The organism is Halomonas sp. McH1-25 (assembly GCF_022348165.1).
Taxonomy (GTDB): domain Bacteria; phylum Pseudomonadota; class Gammaproteobacteria; order Pseudomonadales; family Halomonadaceae; genus Modicisalibacter.
Genome location: NZ_JAKRFI010000002.1, coordinates 520,644 through 533,538 on the forward strand (window position 1 = coordinate 520,644; position 12,895 = coordinate 533,538).

Here is a 12,895-nt window from a genome sequence, read left to right on the forward strand (position 1 = left end):
CCATGCTCGTCGAGCCGTTCAGCCTGGCCGGGTCAGGATTATTGCTGGTTGCGATCACCCTTGATCTGCTTGTTGGCGACCCGCGTTGGCTGCCGCATCCGGTGGTCATCATCGGACGCCTGATCTCCCGCCTGGACCGGGCCTGGAACCATGGTTCCTCTCAGGCCCGGCGGATTAGAGGTGTCTTGCTGACAGCTCTGGTGGTGCTGGGAACCTACACGACCGCTTGGCTGGCGTTGGCGGCGTTGACCTGGTTGCACCCCTGGCTGGGCATGCTCGGCGAGATTGCCTTGCTGACGACCACGCTGGCCATCAAGGGGCTGCGCGATGCGGCACTCGAGGTGGCCCGGCCGCTGGCACGTGGCGATCTGGTCACGGCCCGGTCACGGCTTGCCATGATCGTCGGTCGCGACACCCAGGCGCTGGACGAGGGCGAGATCACCCGCGCCAGCGTGGAAACGGTCGCCGAGAATACCGTCGATGGCATCACCGCGCCGCTGTTCTGGGCTTTCATCGGCGGTGCGCCGCTGGCGCTGGCCTACAAGGCGGTAAATACGCTGGATTCGATGGTCGGCTACCTGAGCTCGCGCCATGCCGACTTCGGCTACGCTTCGGCGAAGCTCGACGATCTCGCCAACTGGATCCCCGCCCGGCTGACCGCAGTGTGCCTGTGGCTGGCCGCCTGGCTCGTGCCCAATGCCAGGGTGCGCGGCGCGCTGGTCGCGACCTGGCGTGACGCGCCACGCCATCCCAGCCCCAACGCCGGCTGGCCGGAGGCGATGATGGCGCACCTGCTCGGTGTGCAGCTCGGCGGCACCAATCATTATCAGGGTCGCGTCTCGCAGCGCGCCACGCTGGGTACGCCCCGCGAGGTGTTGTCCGTCACGCACGTGTTCCGGGCCATCCGCCACATGCATGCCGGTTGGTTGGCCTTTGTGCTGTTGTTGGCCATCGTGGCACTGCTATGGGAGGCCATTGCATGACACGCGACGTGCCGGCACAGGATTGGCCGCGCCACGGCGGCCAGCCTCGGGCGCTGCTGGAGCGGCTCGGGCTGCCGCCCGGGCGCGAGGTGCTGGACTTCAGCGCCAATCTCAACCCACTGGGCCCGCCGGAGTGGCTGGACGAGCACTTGCCGTCCCTCTGGCACGGTATCGATCGTTATCCCGATCCCGACTATTACACTGCACGATGTGCGATCGCCGAGGCCCAGGGGCTCGACGCCTCACAGGTACTGCTGACCAATGGCGGTGCGGAGGCGATTTTCCTGGCTGCCGCCCTGCATGCCGGACGGCAGGCTGCCATCGTCCAGCCGACCTTCGACGAGTATGCACGCGCTTGCCGGCATTACGGGCTCGCCATTCACAGCGCCTTCCTGGCCGCCGATTTCTCGCTCGACGAGAGGCGCGCTTGCGAGGTCATGCGTGAGGCTGATGTCATGTTCCTTTGCCGCCCCAACAATCCCAGCGGTACGCTGATTCCGCGTGCGCTGATCGAGCGCCTGCTCGAAGCGGGGCGGACGCACGGCACCTGCCTGGTCGTCGACGAGGCATTCATCGATTTCGTCGAGGATGCTGCCGAATCCTTGATTCCGCTGCTCGCCGTGTATCCCAATCTGCTGATCCTGCGTTCGCTGACCAAGCTCTACACTATTCCCGGCCTGCGGCTGGGTTACCTGCTGGGCGCACCCGACATCGTCGCCCGGGCTGCCGAACTGCAGATGCCGTGGAGCGTCAATGCCCCGGCCGCCGCCCTCGTCGCGCCGTTGCTGGCCGATGAGGCGTTTGTTGCGCGGACTCACGACTGGCTGCGTCGGGAACTGGATCGTCTGACACCGGCGTTGACACGCCTGGGGTTCGAGGTGTCGCCGACCCGGGTCAATTTCTATCTGTTGCGCGATCGTCACCAGCCGCACTCCACCGATGCGTTGCTGCGCTTTCTGGCCAGCGTTGGCATCCTCGCCAGGCACACCCATAATTTTCCTGGTCTCGAAGATGGCTGGCTGCGTCTGGCGGTGCGTTCGGTCGAGGACAACGATCGCCTGCTGGCGGTTCTCTCAACCTGGCGGCAGACGCGGAAAAAGGGGCAGGGGACGTCATGATCGCCTTCGTCAGTGGCGGTGCACGCTCGGGCAAGAGCCGCTATGCCGAATCGCTGGCCCGATCCTGGCAGGCCGAACATGGCGGTGGTCTTTATTACCTGGCCACGGCGAAGGCGGCTGGTGCTGCCGGGGACGAAGAAATGGCCGGGCGCATCGCACGGCACCGTCGTGAGCGCGGCGAGGCCTGGACGACGCTGGAAGAACCCGTGGCCATCGATACGGCGATCGGTCAGGTGGCGGACCGGAGCACCGTGCTGCTCGACTGCCTGACGCTGTGGGCCAGCCAGGTGCTGTATGCCAGTTCGCTGAACGAACATGCCGGCGTGGCGATGTTGCGTGTCGTCATGCATGAGGCCCGCGCCCGAGCATTGGACCTGGTGGTGGTCTCCAACGACGTCAACGAGGGGTTGCCGGTTCGCGATGCCGAGGTGCAGCGCTACGTGGCTTTCCTGCAGCGTTTGCACCGCGAGGTCGTGGCCGAGGCCGAGGTGGTCGTCCAGGTCGTCGCTGGCCTGCCGGCCTATTGGAAAGGAGAACGGCCATGCGTGCCGTGATGTACGGTTTCCTGCTGGCGTTGCAGTTCCTGTCGCGTCTGCCGGTGCCGGTCGAATGCCCGTGGCATGCTCAGACCAGCCGCTGGGCAGTGCGTTGTTATCCACTGGTGGGACTGCTGCTGGGCGGCATCGTGGCCATGGTCGGAATGCTGCTGCAGGCAGTACTGCCGATACCGATGTTGGCTCTGCTGCTGCTCAGTGCCTGGGTGGCGTTGAGCGGCGGACTGCACCTGGACGGTTGGATGGACGTGGCCGACGCCGTAGGCAGCAATGCCCCGCTGGAAAAGCGCTGGGCGATCATGAAAGACCCGCATGTCGGAAGTTTTGGCATCCTGGCGCTGGTCTTCCTGCTGCTGTGGAAGGGCGCGCTGCTGCTGGCGTTGCTCGACACCAATGCCGGCCTGGCGTGGCTGCCGCTGGTCATGGCCCTGGCGCGTCTGGGGGCGGTGGGATTGCTGGTCCAGGTACCGGCGGCCCGTCCCGAGGGGCTGGCACGCGCCTGGCAGCAACACCTTGGGCAGCGCGACCTGCTGTTGGCATTGTGGCCGCTGCCGTTGGTTTTCCTGCTTTGGCCGGGTTGGGCGTGGCTGCTCGTCGCCCTGGTTCCGTTTCTGATCGGCTATGGCCTATGGGCGCGGCGCGCCTTCAACGGCATCAATGGCGACATCCTGGGCGCCGCCATCGAGGGAGGAGAGCTATGGCTGTTGCTGAGCGTCTGGCTGTGGTGCTCGTTCGCCACGGGCTGACGGCATGGAACCGCGAACGGCGTTATCTGGGTCATCGCGATATCGAACTGCTCGATATCGACAATGGCCTCGACGCGTTGCGTGCCGCGTTGGCGAGGCTGACGTTCGACGCCGTCTATTGCAGCGACCTGCAGCGTTGCCGACAAACCCTGACCGGGCTTGGGTTGCCCAACGATCGAGGCGTCGAGACGCGTTTCGATGCCCGCCTGCGCGAGCTCGACTTCGGCGCCTACGAGGGGCTGCGCTATGACGATCTCAAGCACGATGCCGGCTACCGGGCCTGGATCGACAGCCAGGGCGAGCTGGCCCCGCCGGGTGGCGAGTCGGCAGCCGCCTTCCACGCCCGGGTAGCGGCGGGCATGGACGACCTGCTGGCACGTGCCGAGACGCAAGGGCATGGTCGTGTGCTGGTCGTCACCCATGGTGGCGTGATCCGTGCGCTGCGTCAGCGCCATGAAGGGCTCGGCTTCTGGGAGGGCAGCATCGAACCGGGCCAGTCCCATACGCTGACGTTCATCTATCGGGGAGGGTGGCAATGCAGTGCTTCATCGGTGGCGCCTACGCCGGCAAGCGTGCCGCGGTAAGAGCGCGCTTCGACAACCCCGTCTGGCTTACCGCCTATGCCGGGGACGATCTGGAGACATGGCCGCAGCGTGCGATACCGGGCACGACGCTAGTGGTTGAAGGCTGGGAGCGCTGGCTGGCGACAGCCCTGGACGAGACCGAGGATGACGATCGGCTGCGCAGGCGATTCGCCGACACGCTCGCGGCATTGGCCCGTGCCGAACGCGAACATGGCCTGCTGGTCGTGCTGATAGTGCTGGAGATGGGGCGCGGCATCGTGCCCCTCGATGCTGGCGAGCGACGTCTGCGCGATCTGGCTGGCTGGCTGGCCCAGGATGCTGCCTCGATGGCCGAGCGGGTGTGGTATGTGTGGAATGGACTGGTGCAAGGCATGCGTTGACGAAGCGTTAGTCAGTGACATGAATAGCAAGGTTACGGTCATTTAGGATGGGGAGACGCTTCTTTAACGACACCAAGCGCTAACGATAAATTACATTTCTATAAGAAGCCTATAACCACATATACGCAAGGAATGAAGCATGGCCATCTACTCCATCGCCTACGATCTGTTCCAGCCTCAGGAATACCAGGCATTCTACGAATGTCTCGAGGCTTTTCCGCATGTCCATGTCATGGATTCCCTGTGGCTGGTCCAGACCGGTGACAATGCCGGAGCGCTCCGCGACCGTCTGCTACCGCTGCTCAGTGGCGGCGACTCGTTGTTCATCAGCCGGGTCAGCCAGGACTGGGCCGGTGCAGGCACGCAATGCGGCGAGTGGCTCAACGCTCCTGAAAGGCACCCGTCCCTGGCACCGCGTAACGCTTCCGTCTGACCGTCATACGACGCCTCGGGCATGTTGCGCAGGCGTCGTTCTTCCCCGTGTCACAGCTCCATACCTCTCTGTGCGCGAATGCCCGCCTTGAAGGCATGCCTCTCCATCTTCATCCAGGTCACCGTATCGGCCAGCTCGATCAGCGCTTGCGGTGCATGTCGTCCGGTGACGACCACGTGCTGCATGATCGGGCGCCGGCGCAGGGCGTCGAGCACCTCATCGAGGGGCAGCAGTTCCTTGTTGAGCACGATGTTGAGTTCGTCGAGCAGCACCACCTGATAACGCTCGTCGCTGAGCATGCGTGCCGCCACCTCCCAGGCACTGCCAGCGGCGGCAATGTCGCGGTCGCGATCCTGGGTTTCCCAAGTGAAGCCCTCGCCCATGACGTGATATTCCACACCGGGAAGGCGCCGGAAGAAGGTTTCCTCGCCGGTGCTGAACGCGCCCTTGATGAACTGCACCACGCCGACCTGCATGTCGTGGCCCAGCGCGCGGGCGATCACGCCGAAGCCGGCCGAACTCTTGCCCTTGCCGTTGCCGGTGTTGACCAATAGTACACCCTGGTCGCGGTCGGCCTTCTGCACGCGCGCTTCGATCAGGCGCTTCTTGCGGGCCATCTGCTGGCGATAGGCGTCCTGCTGGGTATCGTCGCTCATCGGTATTCCTTATTTGCTCATGACAGTGAGATCGAGTGGGTTGGGGCTACAAGCCCAGCAAATTGCGTAGCCAAGCCCCGTCCAGGTGGGTCTCGATAGTGTCTGCCAGCCGGTCGAGCTGGGCCAGGCGGTGGCTGTGGTAGTCGATGGCTGGCTGCTCGGCGGCATGGCCCAGCCGATATAACAGCGCCTGGCAGGCCTCGGCACGGTCGAACAGGCCGTGGACGTAGGTGCCCATCACCTGACCGTCGTCGCTGATCGCGCCGTCGGGCTGGCCCTGCAAGTCGAGAAGCGGCCGTCGGAGGGCCGGCCCGGTCGTCACGCCGTTGTGGATCTCGTAGCCGTCGAGCGGTATTGGCGCGCCGCCCTGGCCGCTCAGGTGGCCGCTGACACTGCGCAGCTGCTTGCCGGCAACCATGCGCGTCTGCATGGCCAGCAGGCCGAGCCCCGAGGTGCTGCCGGGCTCGCCCTCCAGGCCGTCGGGGTCATGCACGACATCGCCGAGCATCTGGAAGCCGCCGCAGATGCCCAGTACGCGACCGCCGTAGCGCAGATGGCGGCGGATCGCCTCGGGCCAGCCCTGGCGGCGCAGCCAAGCCAGGTCGTGGCGCGTACTCTTGCTGCCGGGCAGAATGATCACGTCGGCGGCGGGAATCGGCCGGTCGGGACCGACGAACTCAAGCTCGACGCCGGGATGCAGGCGTAGCGGATCGAAGTCGTTGTGGTTACTGATGCGCGGCAGGGCGGGAACGATTACCTTGAGCGACCCCGCCTCGTGGCTGCCGCTCAGGCCCAGGCTGTCCTCGGCGTCCAGCACCAGCCCGGGCAGGTAGGGCAGTACACCGACGACCGGTTTGCCAGTGTGCTCGCTCAGCCAGTCGAGACCGGACGTCAGCAGCGCCGGATCGCCACGAAAACGATTGATGATGAATCCCCGGGTGCGTATCCGCTCGGACTCGCTGAGCAGCGCCAGGGTGCCCACCAACTGGGCGAACACCCCGCCGCGGTCGATGTCGCCGACCAGCAGTACCGGGCAGTCGATGGCCTCGGCAAAGCCCATGTTGGCGATATCGTTGGCGCGCAGATTGATCTCCGCCGGGCTACCCGCCCCCTCGGCAATGATCACCTCGTGGCGTTGGCTCAGCGCCTGCCAGGCGGCGAGGACGCTTTGCTTGGCTTCGGCCTTGTAGGCGTGATAGTCCAGCGCGTCCATGTTGCCATGCACCCGCCCACGCAGAATGACCTGGGCGCCGCGGTCGCTCTGCGGCTTGAGCAGCACCGGGTTCATGTCGCTGTGCGGGACGAGGCCGCAGGCCAGGGCCTGCAGCGCGGTGGAGCGGCCGATCTCGCCGCCATCCGCGGTGACGGCGCTGTTGAGCGCCATGTTCTGTGGCTTGAACGGGGCCACCGACACGCCCTGGCGGGCCAGCCAGCGGCACAGTCCCGCCACTACCGTGCTCTTGCCGGCATCCGAGGTGGTGCCCTGCACCATCAGCGTGACGCTCTTGCTCATGGCGCCTGCTGCTCCCATGCCTGCCCACGGAATATCGCCGTGACCAGCGACGGTGCCGAAGGGAAGTAGCCATGGAAATAACTGGCGGTGAGACTGCCCTGGCGGAATACCGGCTCGCCCTCGCTGCCCGCTTGACGAGTGGCGTGGGCGAGGGGTGACAGCGAGGTCTCGAGGCGTGAGTGGTGGTAGGTGTGTCCGCGCAGTTCCCCAAGGGGCGTGGCCAGGCTCTGCAATCCCAAGGCTTGCAGCTTGCCGGCCATGCTGGCCGTGCCGGGCAGCAGGCCGAACTGGGCGTGCGGGCGGCCTTCGCCGTCGATCAGGGTGTCCATGCATGCCATCAACCCGCCGCATTCGGCGAGGATCGGCTTGTCGGCACGGTAATGCTCGCGGATCGACGCCAGCATGGATGGATTGGCGGCCAGCGTCGCGGTGTGCAGCTCCGGGTAGCCGCCGGGTAGCCAGAGTGCGTCTGTATCGGGCAGGTCAGGATCCGCCAGTGGCGAGAAGAAGCGCAGCTCGGCGCCCAGCGCCCGCAGCAGATCGAGATTGGCCGGATAGATAAAGGCGAAGGCAGCGTCGCGAGCGATGGCGATGCGCACCCCGTCGAGCAGACGGGGCAACGGGGCCGGTGGTGTCGCCGTGAACGTGACGGGCATCGGCAGCCGGTCCAGCCCGGCCTCGCGCAGCACGTCGGCTGCGGCATCCAGCTGAGCGTCGAGATCATCGAGTTCGCTTGCCTGGACCAGGCCCAGGTGGCGGTCGGGGATCGCCATTGCCTCGCTGCGCGGGATGGCACCGAGCAGGCGCAGGCCCGGCGGCAGTCCCCGCTCGAGCATCTCGACGTGACGTGCACTGCCCACGCGGTTGGCGATGACTTCGTGAACCGTCACATCATCGCGGTAATGGGCCAGGCCCAGCGCCAGCGCGCCGAAGGTCTGGGCCATGCCTCGGGCATCGATCACCGGCAGCGCGGGAATTCCGGCGAGTACCGCCAGGTCGGCGCTCGATGGGTCGCCGTCGAACAGACCCATGGCACCCTCCACCAGAAGCAGATCCGCTGCCTGGGCGGCCTCGGCCAGACGCCAGCGGCATTCGGTCTCGCCGGTCATCCATGGATGGAGCTGGTAGACGGGATGGCCCGAGGCGACTTCCAGCACCATTGGGTCCAGGTAGTCCGGGCCATGCTTGAAGACCCGCACGCGGCGTCCGGCGTTGCGATGCAGGCGGGCCAGGGCGGCAGTGACCAGCGACTTGCCGTGGCCGGAGCCGGGCGCGGTGATCAGCGCGGCGGGTACGCTGGCGCGCAGGGCCTCTGAGGTCATGACGTTCTCCTCGGCACGAAGACGGGGGTGCCGTCGATGTCGGTGGTGGCCAGCGGCTGGCCGTAGAGTCGCTCCAGTGCCGTGGGTACCAGCATCTGTCGGGCCGGGCCCCAGCAGGCCTCGCCGTCGGGATAGAGCAACAGCAGATGAGTGCACCACTGGGCGGCCAGGTTGAGGTCATGCAAACAAAGCACCACGGCACGACCATTGGCGGCCTGCTCGGCGAGCAGCGCCATGACGGCGGTTTGGTGATGCAGATCGAGGTGATTGGTGGGCTCGTCGGCCAGCCACAGTTGCGGGGCCTGGGTGAGCACCGTGGCGATGGCCACGCGCTGGCGCTCGCCGCCGGACAGCGTACCTACCAGGCGATGCTCGAGGTGAGCCACATCGAGCCGGGCCAGCGCGTCGCGGGCCAGGCGGGTATCCGCATCGCTCTCCATCTGCCATGGGGAGAGGTACGGATGGCGCCCGATCATCGCGGTTTCCAGCACCGTGGCGGGAAAGCCGTCGGCGCGTTCCTGAAAGACCAGTCCCAGGCGGCGAGCCACCGCGCGCCGGCCCAGTTCGCTCAGAGGGGCGGCGTCCAGGTGGAGCGTGCCGGCACGCGGGGCACGCAGGCCTGCAAGGGTATGCAACAGCGTGGTCTTGCCGACGCCGTTGGGGCCGAGCACGCCCCATATCTGCCCGGATTCGATGTGGAGATCCAATGGTCTCCCGTCGTCCCGTCCCGGCACGTCGATGACCAGCGCCTCCAATGCCAGGTAACCCATCAGCGGCTCCGGTGCAGCAGGTAGAGAAAGGTGGGCACCCCGAGCAGGGCGGTGATTACGCCGACCGGCAATTGCTCGGGGGCGATTACCGTGCGTGCCAGGGTGTCGGCCAGGGTCAGCAGCGTGCCGCCGGCCAGCGCGCTGGCCGGCAGGATCAGGCGCTGGTCATTGCCCAGCACCAGTCGCAGCATGTGTGGCACGACCAAACCGACGAAGCCGATGCTGCCGGCGATCGTGACGGCGACGGCGGTGAGCAGGCTGGCGGCGATGTAGACGGTCCATTCCAGCGGACGTACCGCCACACCGAGCGCAGCGGCCTGCAGCGATCCGCGGGCCAGCACATTGAGACTGCGTCCCAGTGGGAACGCCAACAGGCAGGCCGAAGCCAGAACCAGCAGCCCAGGTAATGGGCTTCGCGCATAGGACAGATCGCCCATCAGCCAGTAGAGCATGCCGGGCAGGGCTCTGGCCGGGCTGAGCGCCAGCATCAGCGTGACGACCGCCCCCCAGCCGGCAGCGACCACCACGCCGGTCAGCAGCAATCGCGAGGGCGTCCAGCTACCGGTGCCGTGCGCCAGCCCGAACACCAGCAAGGTCGACAGCAGGGCGCCGGCAAACGCCGATCCCGAGACCAGTGCGCTGCCCAGCCCGGCAAGCATGGCCAGCAGGGCGCCCACCGCCGCGCCACCGGACAGGCCCAGCACGTACGGGTCGGCGAGCGGGTTGCGCAGCAGTACCTGCATCAGTGCACCGGCCACTGCCAGCAGTCCGCCGGTGGCAAAGGCCGCCAGGGCGCGCGGCAGACGCAGATCGAGGACCAGCGTGCGTGACAGATCATCGCCCTGGCCCACCAGCACCGCCCCGAGCTGGGCTGGGCCGAGTGAAACGCTGCCGAGGGCGACCGCCAGCCCTAGAGCCAGTGCTGCCAGCAGGGCCAGAGCGGTCAGGGGCAGGGCAAGTGAGCGCATCGAGGGGCCTCGGTATGCCAGACGGTTAACGATCAGCGGTGCGATCGTGCTTCTTCCAACTTCTCGCAGAACAATCGGCTACCTTCCAACAGGCGTGGCGTAGGACGTTGGATCAGCGACGGCGGCACGAAGAACAGGTTGTCGCGTTCGACGGCCGTCAGCTCGGGATACGCTTCCCAGGCGGTCAGCCAGTCGCGGTTCTCCTCACCCATGCCGCCGGCGACGATGGCCTCGGGATTGGCGGCCAGCACGGCCTCGGTGCCGATGCGCGGCACCAGTCGCTCCAGCCCGCCAAACACATTTCTGCCACCGCAGAGGGAAATCACCTCGCCGATCAGGTGGGCGTCGTTGACGGTCATCAGCGGCTCGTCCCACACCTGGTAGAACACCGGTACGGGGTCGGCCTCGGCATAGCGTTCGGCCAGCTCGGCCATGCCCTGGCGGAAGGCCTGGGCCTCGGCACGGCCTCGGGATTCGGTACCGGCCAGGGCGGCCAATCGTTCGATGGCGCTGGACACGCCTTCGAAGGTACGTGGCTCGATCATGAATACCGGAATGCCCAGGGTGTCGAGCTTGGCGAGTTGCTCGTCGGGGTTGCCGGTGACCCAGCCGATCGCCAGGTCGGGCTCGAGGGCGATCAGCCGTTCCAGATCCAGTCGGGTATGGCTGCCCACCGAGGTGACTTGCTTTGCCTCGGGCGGATAGTCGCTGTAGGACACCACCGCGACGACCTTGTCACCGGCGCCCGCCGCATAGGCCAGCTCGGTGGCGCCGGGGGAAAGCGTGGCAATGCGCTCGGCGGGCCGGTCGAGGCAGACTCGCTGGTCGCTGTCGTCGACAGCGCAGACCTCGGCCCGGGCCGGGGCGGCGAGTGGCGCCAGTGCCAGGCCGAATACCGCCAGGGCATGCCTGGCGGGGGACACAGGAGGTCGCGATAGAAAGCTCATTGATTGAAGTTGACGCTGACGAAGGCGGCGCGTCCGGCGTTGATGTAATCGCCAGCCGTCTCGTACTGCTTGTCGAACACGTTGTCCACGGTCAGGCGGGCGGTCCACAGCGGGGCGAACTCCCAGCCGGCGCGCAGGTTGAGCAGACCGTAGCCGGCCAGACGGTCGTCGTTCTCTTCGTCGTCGTAGCGATGATCCTGAGCGATCAGCGAGCCGCCCAGCACCCAGTCGCCCAACTCGCGGTCGACATCGAAGCGCAGGCTCTGGGTGGCGCGACGCGGCAAGGTGTTGCCTGCGTAGTCACCGCTACGGCTTTCCGGGTCGGTGTAAGTCAGAGCCAGTTCCAAGGCCCAGTCGCCGACTTCGGTGCCCGAGGCGAGTTCGACGCCGCGGATGCGTGCTTCTTCGATGTTCTGCGGCATGGTCAATGAGGTGTCGGACGCTGAGGGCGCCCAGGCGATGAGATCGTCGACGTCGGTCTGGTAGGCGGCCAGGTCCCAATAATAGCGAGCATATTGACCGCGAATGCCGATCTCTAGCGTCTCGGATGTCTCGGCCTCGAGATCGGGATTGCCGACATATCCCCAACTGTCCTGCGGATAATACAAGTCGTTGAACGTCGGTGCCTTGAACGCGGTGGCGTAGCTGGCGCGCAGCGTATGGACGTCATCCAGCGCGTAGCCCAGGGCCAGATTGCCGGTGACTTCCTCGCCGAAGGCTTCATTGTCGTCATAACGAAGGCCGGTCTGGATAGCGAACGGGGCGAAGTCGAGCAGCGCCTGGACGAATACGGCGGTATTGTCGCGGCTGTCCTCGGCATAGTCAGAGGTGCCGCTGACCTCGTCCTCGCTGTGCTCGACGCCGGCGATCAGCTCATGACGATCCAGATTGAACGTGTTCTGCCAGCGTGCGGTTTGCGTACGCGTGTTGAAGGCGCTGGTGCCATACGAGGCGAAGTTGTCGAGTTCGTCGCGCGACTCGCTCAGGGTCAGGCGACTGCGCCAGCTACCGGTTAGCGGAATCTCGCCATGGATACCGGCGACCTGTTGAACGAAGTCCATGTCGCCACCGTCGTATTCGGTGTTGCCGCGGGCACGCAGGCCCAGGGCACCGATCTCGGCACCGTTATCGAAGGTGTGCGACACGCGGGCGAAGCCGGTGGTGTTGTCATAGGCCTTGTCCTCGCCATCTTCGCGGACCTCGGTGCCGTCAGTGGTGAAGCGGCTGCCGGCAAAGCTGTAGCGGGTGCCGTCCTGGCTGCCGGAAAGGCTGGCGGAGTAGCGTTGGGTATCGTGAGAACCGGTACCTGCGGAAAAGCTGGGTTGGGGGCCGTCGCCGTCGCCCTCGGGTGTGAACAGTTGCACCACTCCGCCCATGGCGTCGGCGCCGTACAGGCTACTCGTTGGACCGCGCACGATCTCGGCGCGTTCGAACATGTTGGGGTCGAGATATTGCCACGAGGCTCCGCCGGCCGTGGCCGAGCGCAGGCGAATACCGTCGATCATCAGCAGGGTCGCGTCATTGCTGAGCCCGCGAATGTAAACGCTGGTGGCCTTGCCATAGCTGCCGCTGGTGGTGACATCCACTCCCGGCTGGCCACGCAGGATCTCGGCTAGGCTGGTAGGCGCCTGACGCTCGAGGTCTTCCTCGTCGATCACGGTGACCGAGGAGAGCGTCTCATTGGCGGTACGCGGCGATAGCGTGGCGGTAACGGTGACGGGGTTGAGAGCCAGAGACTCATCGGTCTCGCTGATGGTGTCCTGCGCGCTGGCGGCCAGCGGCACCCAGCAAAGGCTCAGGGCGATCAGGCCTTGGGTGGAGGCGTTCTTGCTTGTCATGGTGTGTTCCTGCCTGCCGAGCGCTCCCGCACGGCGAGGGTGGGTGGGGCCGTGAAGCGGAAGGACACCATGAGCGGGAACCG

General features: G+C 66.3%; 14 protein-coding genes. 7 read left to right on the forward strand and 7 right to left on the reverse strand.

Annotation, left to right across the window (positions count from 1 at the left end; all coding sequences use genetic code 11):
• Nucleotides 1-2 precede the first annotated feature (2 nt).
• The 7 genes from cbiB (at nt 3) to MHM84_RS08840 (ending at nt 4,798) form a co-directional block, all read left to right on the forward strand.
• Entirely contained in the window at nt 3-983 is a 981-nt protein-coding gene (cbiB, locus tag MHM84_RS08810) for an adenosylcobinamide-phosphate synthase CbiB (RefSeq protein WP_239264985.1), read from the forward strand.
• Nucleotides 980-2,101, forward strand: coding sequence for a threonine-phosphate decarboxylase CobD (gene cobD / locus MHM84_RS08815; RefSeq protein ID WP_239264987.1), 1,122 nt, complete (start codon nt 980-982; stop codon nt 2,099-2,101). The genes cbiB and cobD overlap by 4 nt, the downstream gene beginning before the upstream one ends.
• Entirely contained in the window at nt 2,098-2,655 is a 558-nt protein-coding gene (locus MHM84_RS08820) for a bifunctional adenosylcobinamide kinase/adenosylcobinamide-phosphate guanylyltransferase (RefSeq protein WP_239264989.1), read from the forward strand. The genes cobD and MHM84_RS08820 overlap by 4 nt, the downstream gene beginning before the upstream one ends.
• Nucleotides 2,643-3,401, forward strand: coding sequence for an adenosylcobinamide-GDP ribazoletransferase (gene cobS / locus MHM84_RS08825; protein ID WP_239264991.1), 759 nt, complete (start codon nt 2,643-2,645; stop codon nt 3,399-3,401). Before MHM84_RS08820 ends, cobS begins: the two co-directional genes overlap by 13 nt.
• Nucleotides 3,353-3,985 (forward strand): histidine phosphatase family protein, encoded by a 633-nt coding sequence (locus MHM84_RS08830; RefSeq protein WP_239264993.1) that lies wholly within the window; start codon nt 3,353-3,355, stop codon nt 3,983-3,985. The genes cobS and MHM84_RS08830 overlap by 49 nt, the downstream gene beginning before the upstream one ends.
• Complete coding sequence (locus MHM84_RS08835) at nt 3,937-4,365, forward strand: bifunctional adenosylcobinamide kinase/adenosylcobinamide-phosphate guanylyltransferase (protein ID WP_239264995.1); 429 nt, start codon at nt 3,937-3,939, stop codon at nt 4,363-4,365. The genes MHM84_RS08830 and MHM84_RS08835 overlap by 49 nt, the downstream gene beginning before the upstream one ends.
• 139 nt (nt 4,366-4,504) lie before the next feature.
• Entirely contained in the window at nt 4,505-4,798 is a 294-nt protein-coding gene (locus MHM84_RS08840; protein ID WP_239264997.1) for a hypothetical protein, read from the forward strand.
• Nucleotides 4,799-4,848: 50 nt separating this feature from the next.
• Here the strand turns inward: MHM84_RS08840 and cobO are convergent, their stop codons facing one another.
• The 7 genes from cobO to MHM84_RS08875 are packed head-to-tail and all read right to left on the reverse strand — an operon-like array spanning nt 4,849 to nt 12,812.
• Nucleotides 4,849-5,454 carry a cob(I)yrinic acid a,c-diamide adenosyltransferase gene (gene cobO / locus MHM84_RS08845; RefSeq protein ID WP_239265000.1) on the reverse strand — a complete coding sequence of 202 codons (606 nt, stop codon included), beginning with the start codon at nt 5,452-5,454 and terminating at the stop codon, nt 4,849-4,851.
• A gap of 46 nt (nt 5,455-5,500) precedes the next feature.
• Entirely contained in the window at nt 5,501-6,967 is a 1,467-nt protein-coding gene (locus MHM84_RS08850; RefSeq protein WP_239265002.1) for a cobyric acid synthase, read from the reverse strand.
• Entirely contained in the window at nt 6,964-8,289 is a 1,326-nt protein-coding gene (locus MHM84_RS08855; protein ID WP_239265004.1) for a cobyrinate a,c-diamide synthase, read from the reverse strand. Before MHM84_RS08855 ends, MHM84_RS08850 begins: the two co-directional genes overlap by 4 nt.
• The gene (locus MHM84_RS08860) at nt 8,286-9,059 is read right to left on the reverse strand and encodes an ABC transporter ATP-binding protein (protein ID WP_239265006.1); all 774 of its coding nucleotides are present in this window, start codon (nt 9,057-9,059) and stop codon (nt 8,286-8,288) included. Before MHM84_RS08860 ends, MHM84_RS08855 begins: the two co-directional genes overlap by 4 nt.
• Nucleotides 9,059-10,027: an iron ABC transporter permease gene (locus MHM84_RS08865; RefSeq protein ID WP_239265008.1), complete on the reverse strand. Its 969-nt coding sequence runs from the start codon at nt 10,025-10,027 to the stop codon at nt 9,059-9,061. The genes MHM84_RS08860 and MHM84_RS08865 overlap by 1 nt, the downstream gene beginning before the upstream one ends.
• 32 nt (nt 10,028-10,059) lie before the next feature.
• Nucleotides 10,060-10,929: a cobalamin-binding protein gene (locus MHM84_RS08870; protein ID WP_239265313.1), complete on the reverse strand. Its 870-nt coding sequence runs from the start codon at nt 10,927-10,929 to the stop codon at nt 10,060-10,062.
• A 41-nt stretch (nt 10,930-10,970) separates the two neighbouring features.
• Nucleotides 10,971-12,812, reverse strand: coding sequence for a TonB-dependent receptor (locus MHM84_RS08875; RefSeq protein WP_239265010.1), 1,842 nt, complete (start codon nt 12,810-12,812; stop codon nt 10,971-10,973).
• Nucleotides 12,813-12,895: the final 83 nt, after the last annotated feature.

Excerpts from the sequence above, each read along its gene's own strand:
- cbiB (WP_239264985.1), top strand. The coding sequence starts at position 3 with ATGCTCGTCGAGCCGTTCAGCCTGGCCGGGTCAGGATTATTGCTGGTT.
- cobD (WP_239264987.1), top strand. The coding sequence starts at position 980 with ATGACACGCGACGTGCCGGCACAGGATTGGCCGCGCCACGGCGGCCAG.
- MHM84_RS08820 (WP_239264989.1), top strand. The coding sequence starts at position 2,098 with ATGATCGCCTTCGTCAGTGGCGGTGCACGCTCGGGCAAGAGCCGCTAT.
- cobS (WP_239264991.1), top strand. The coding sequence starts at position 2,643 with ATGCGTGCCGTGATGTACGGTTTCCTGCTGGCGTTGCAGTTCCTGTCG.
- MHM84_RS08830 (WP_239264993.1), top strand. The coding sequence starts at position 3,353 with ATGGCTGTTGCTGAGCGTCTGGCTGTGGTGCTCGTTCGCCACGGGCTG.
- MHM84_RS08835 (WP_239264995.1), top strand. The coding sequence starts at position 3,937 with ATGCAGTGCTTCATCGGTGGCGCCTACGCCGGCAAGCGTGCCGCGGTA.
- MHM84_RS08840 (WP_239264997.1), top strand. The coding sequence starts at position 4,505 with ATGGCCATCTACTCCATCGCCTACGATCTGTTCCAGCCTCAGGAATAC.
- cobO (WP_239265000.1), bottom strand. The coding sequence starts at position 5,454 with ATGAGCGACGATACCCAGCAGGACGCCTATCGCCAGCAGATGGCCCGC.
- MHM84_RS08850 (WP_239265002.1), bottom strand. The coding sequence starts at position 6,967 with ATGAGCAAGAGCGTCACGCTGATGGTGCAGGGCACCACCTCGGATGCC.
- MHM84_RS08855 (WP_239265004.1), bottom strand. The coding sequence starts at position 8,289 with ATGACCTCAGAGGCCCTGCGCGCCAGCGTACCCGCCGCGCTGATCACC.
- MHM84_RS08860 (WP_239265006.1), bottom strand. The coding sequence starts at position 9,059 with ATGGGTTACCTGGCATTGGAGGCGCTGGTCATCGACGTGCCGGGACGG.
- MHM84_RS08865 (WP_239265008.1), bottom strand. The coding sequence starts at position 10,027 with ATGCGCTCACTTGCCCTGCCCCTGACCGCTCTGGCCCTGCTGGCAGCA.
- MHM84_RS08875 (WP_239265010.1), bottom strand. The coding sequence starts at position 12,812 with ATGACAAGCAAGAACGCCTCCACCCAAGGCCTGATCGCCCTGAGCCTT.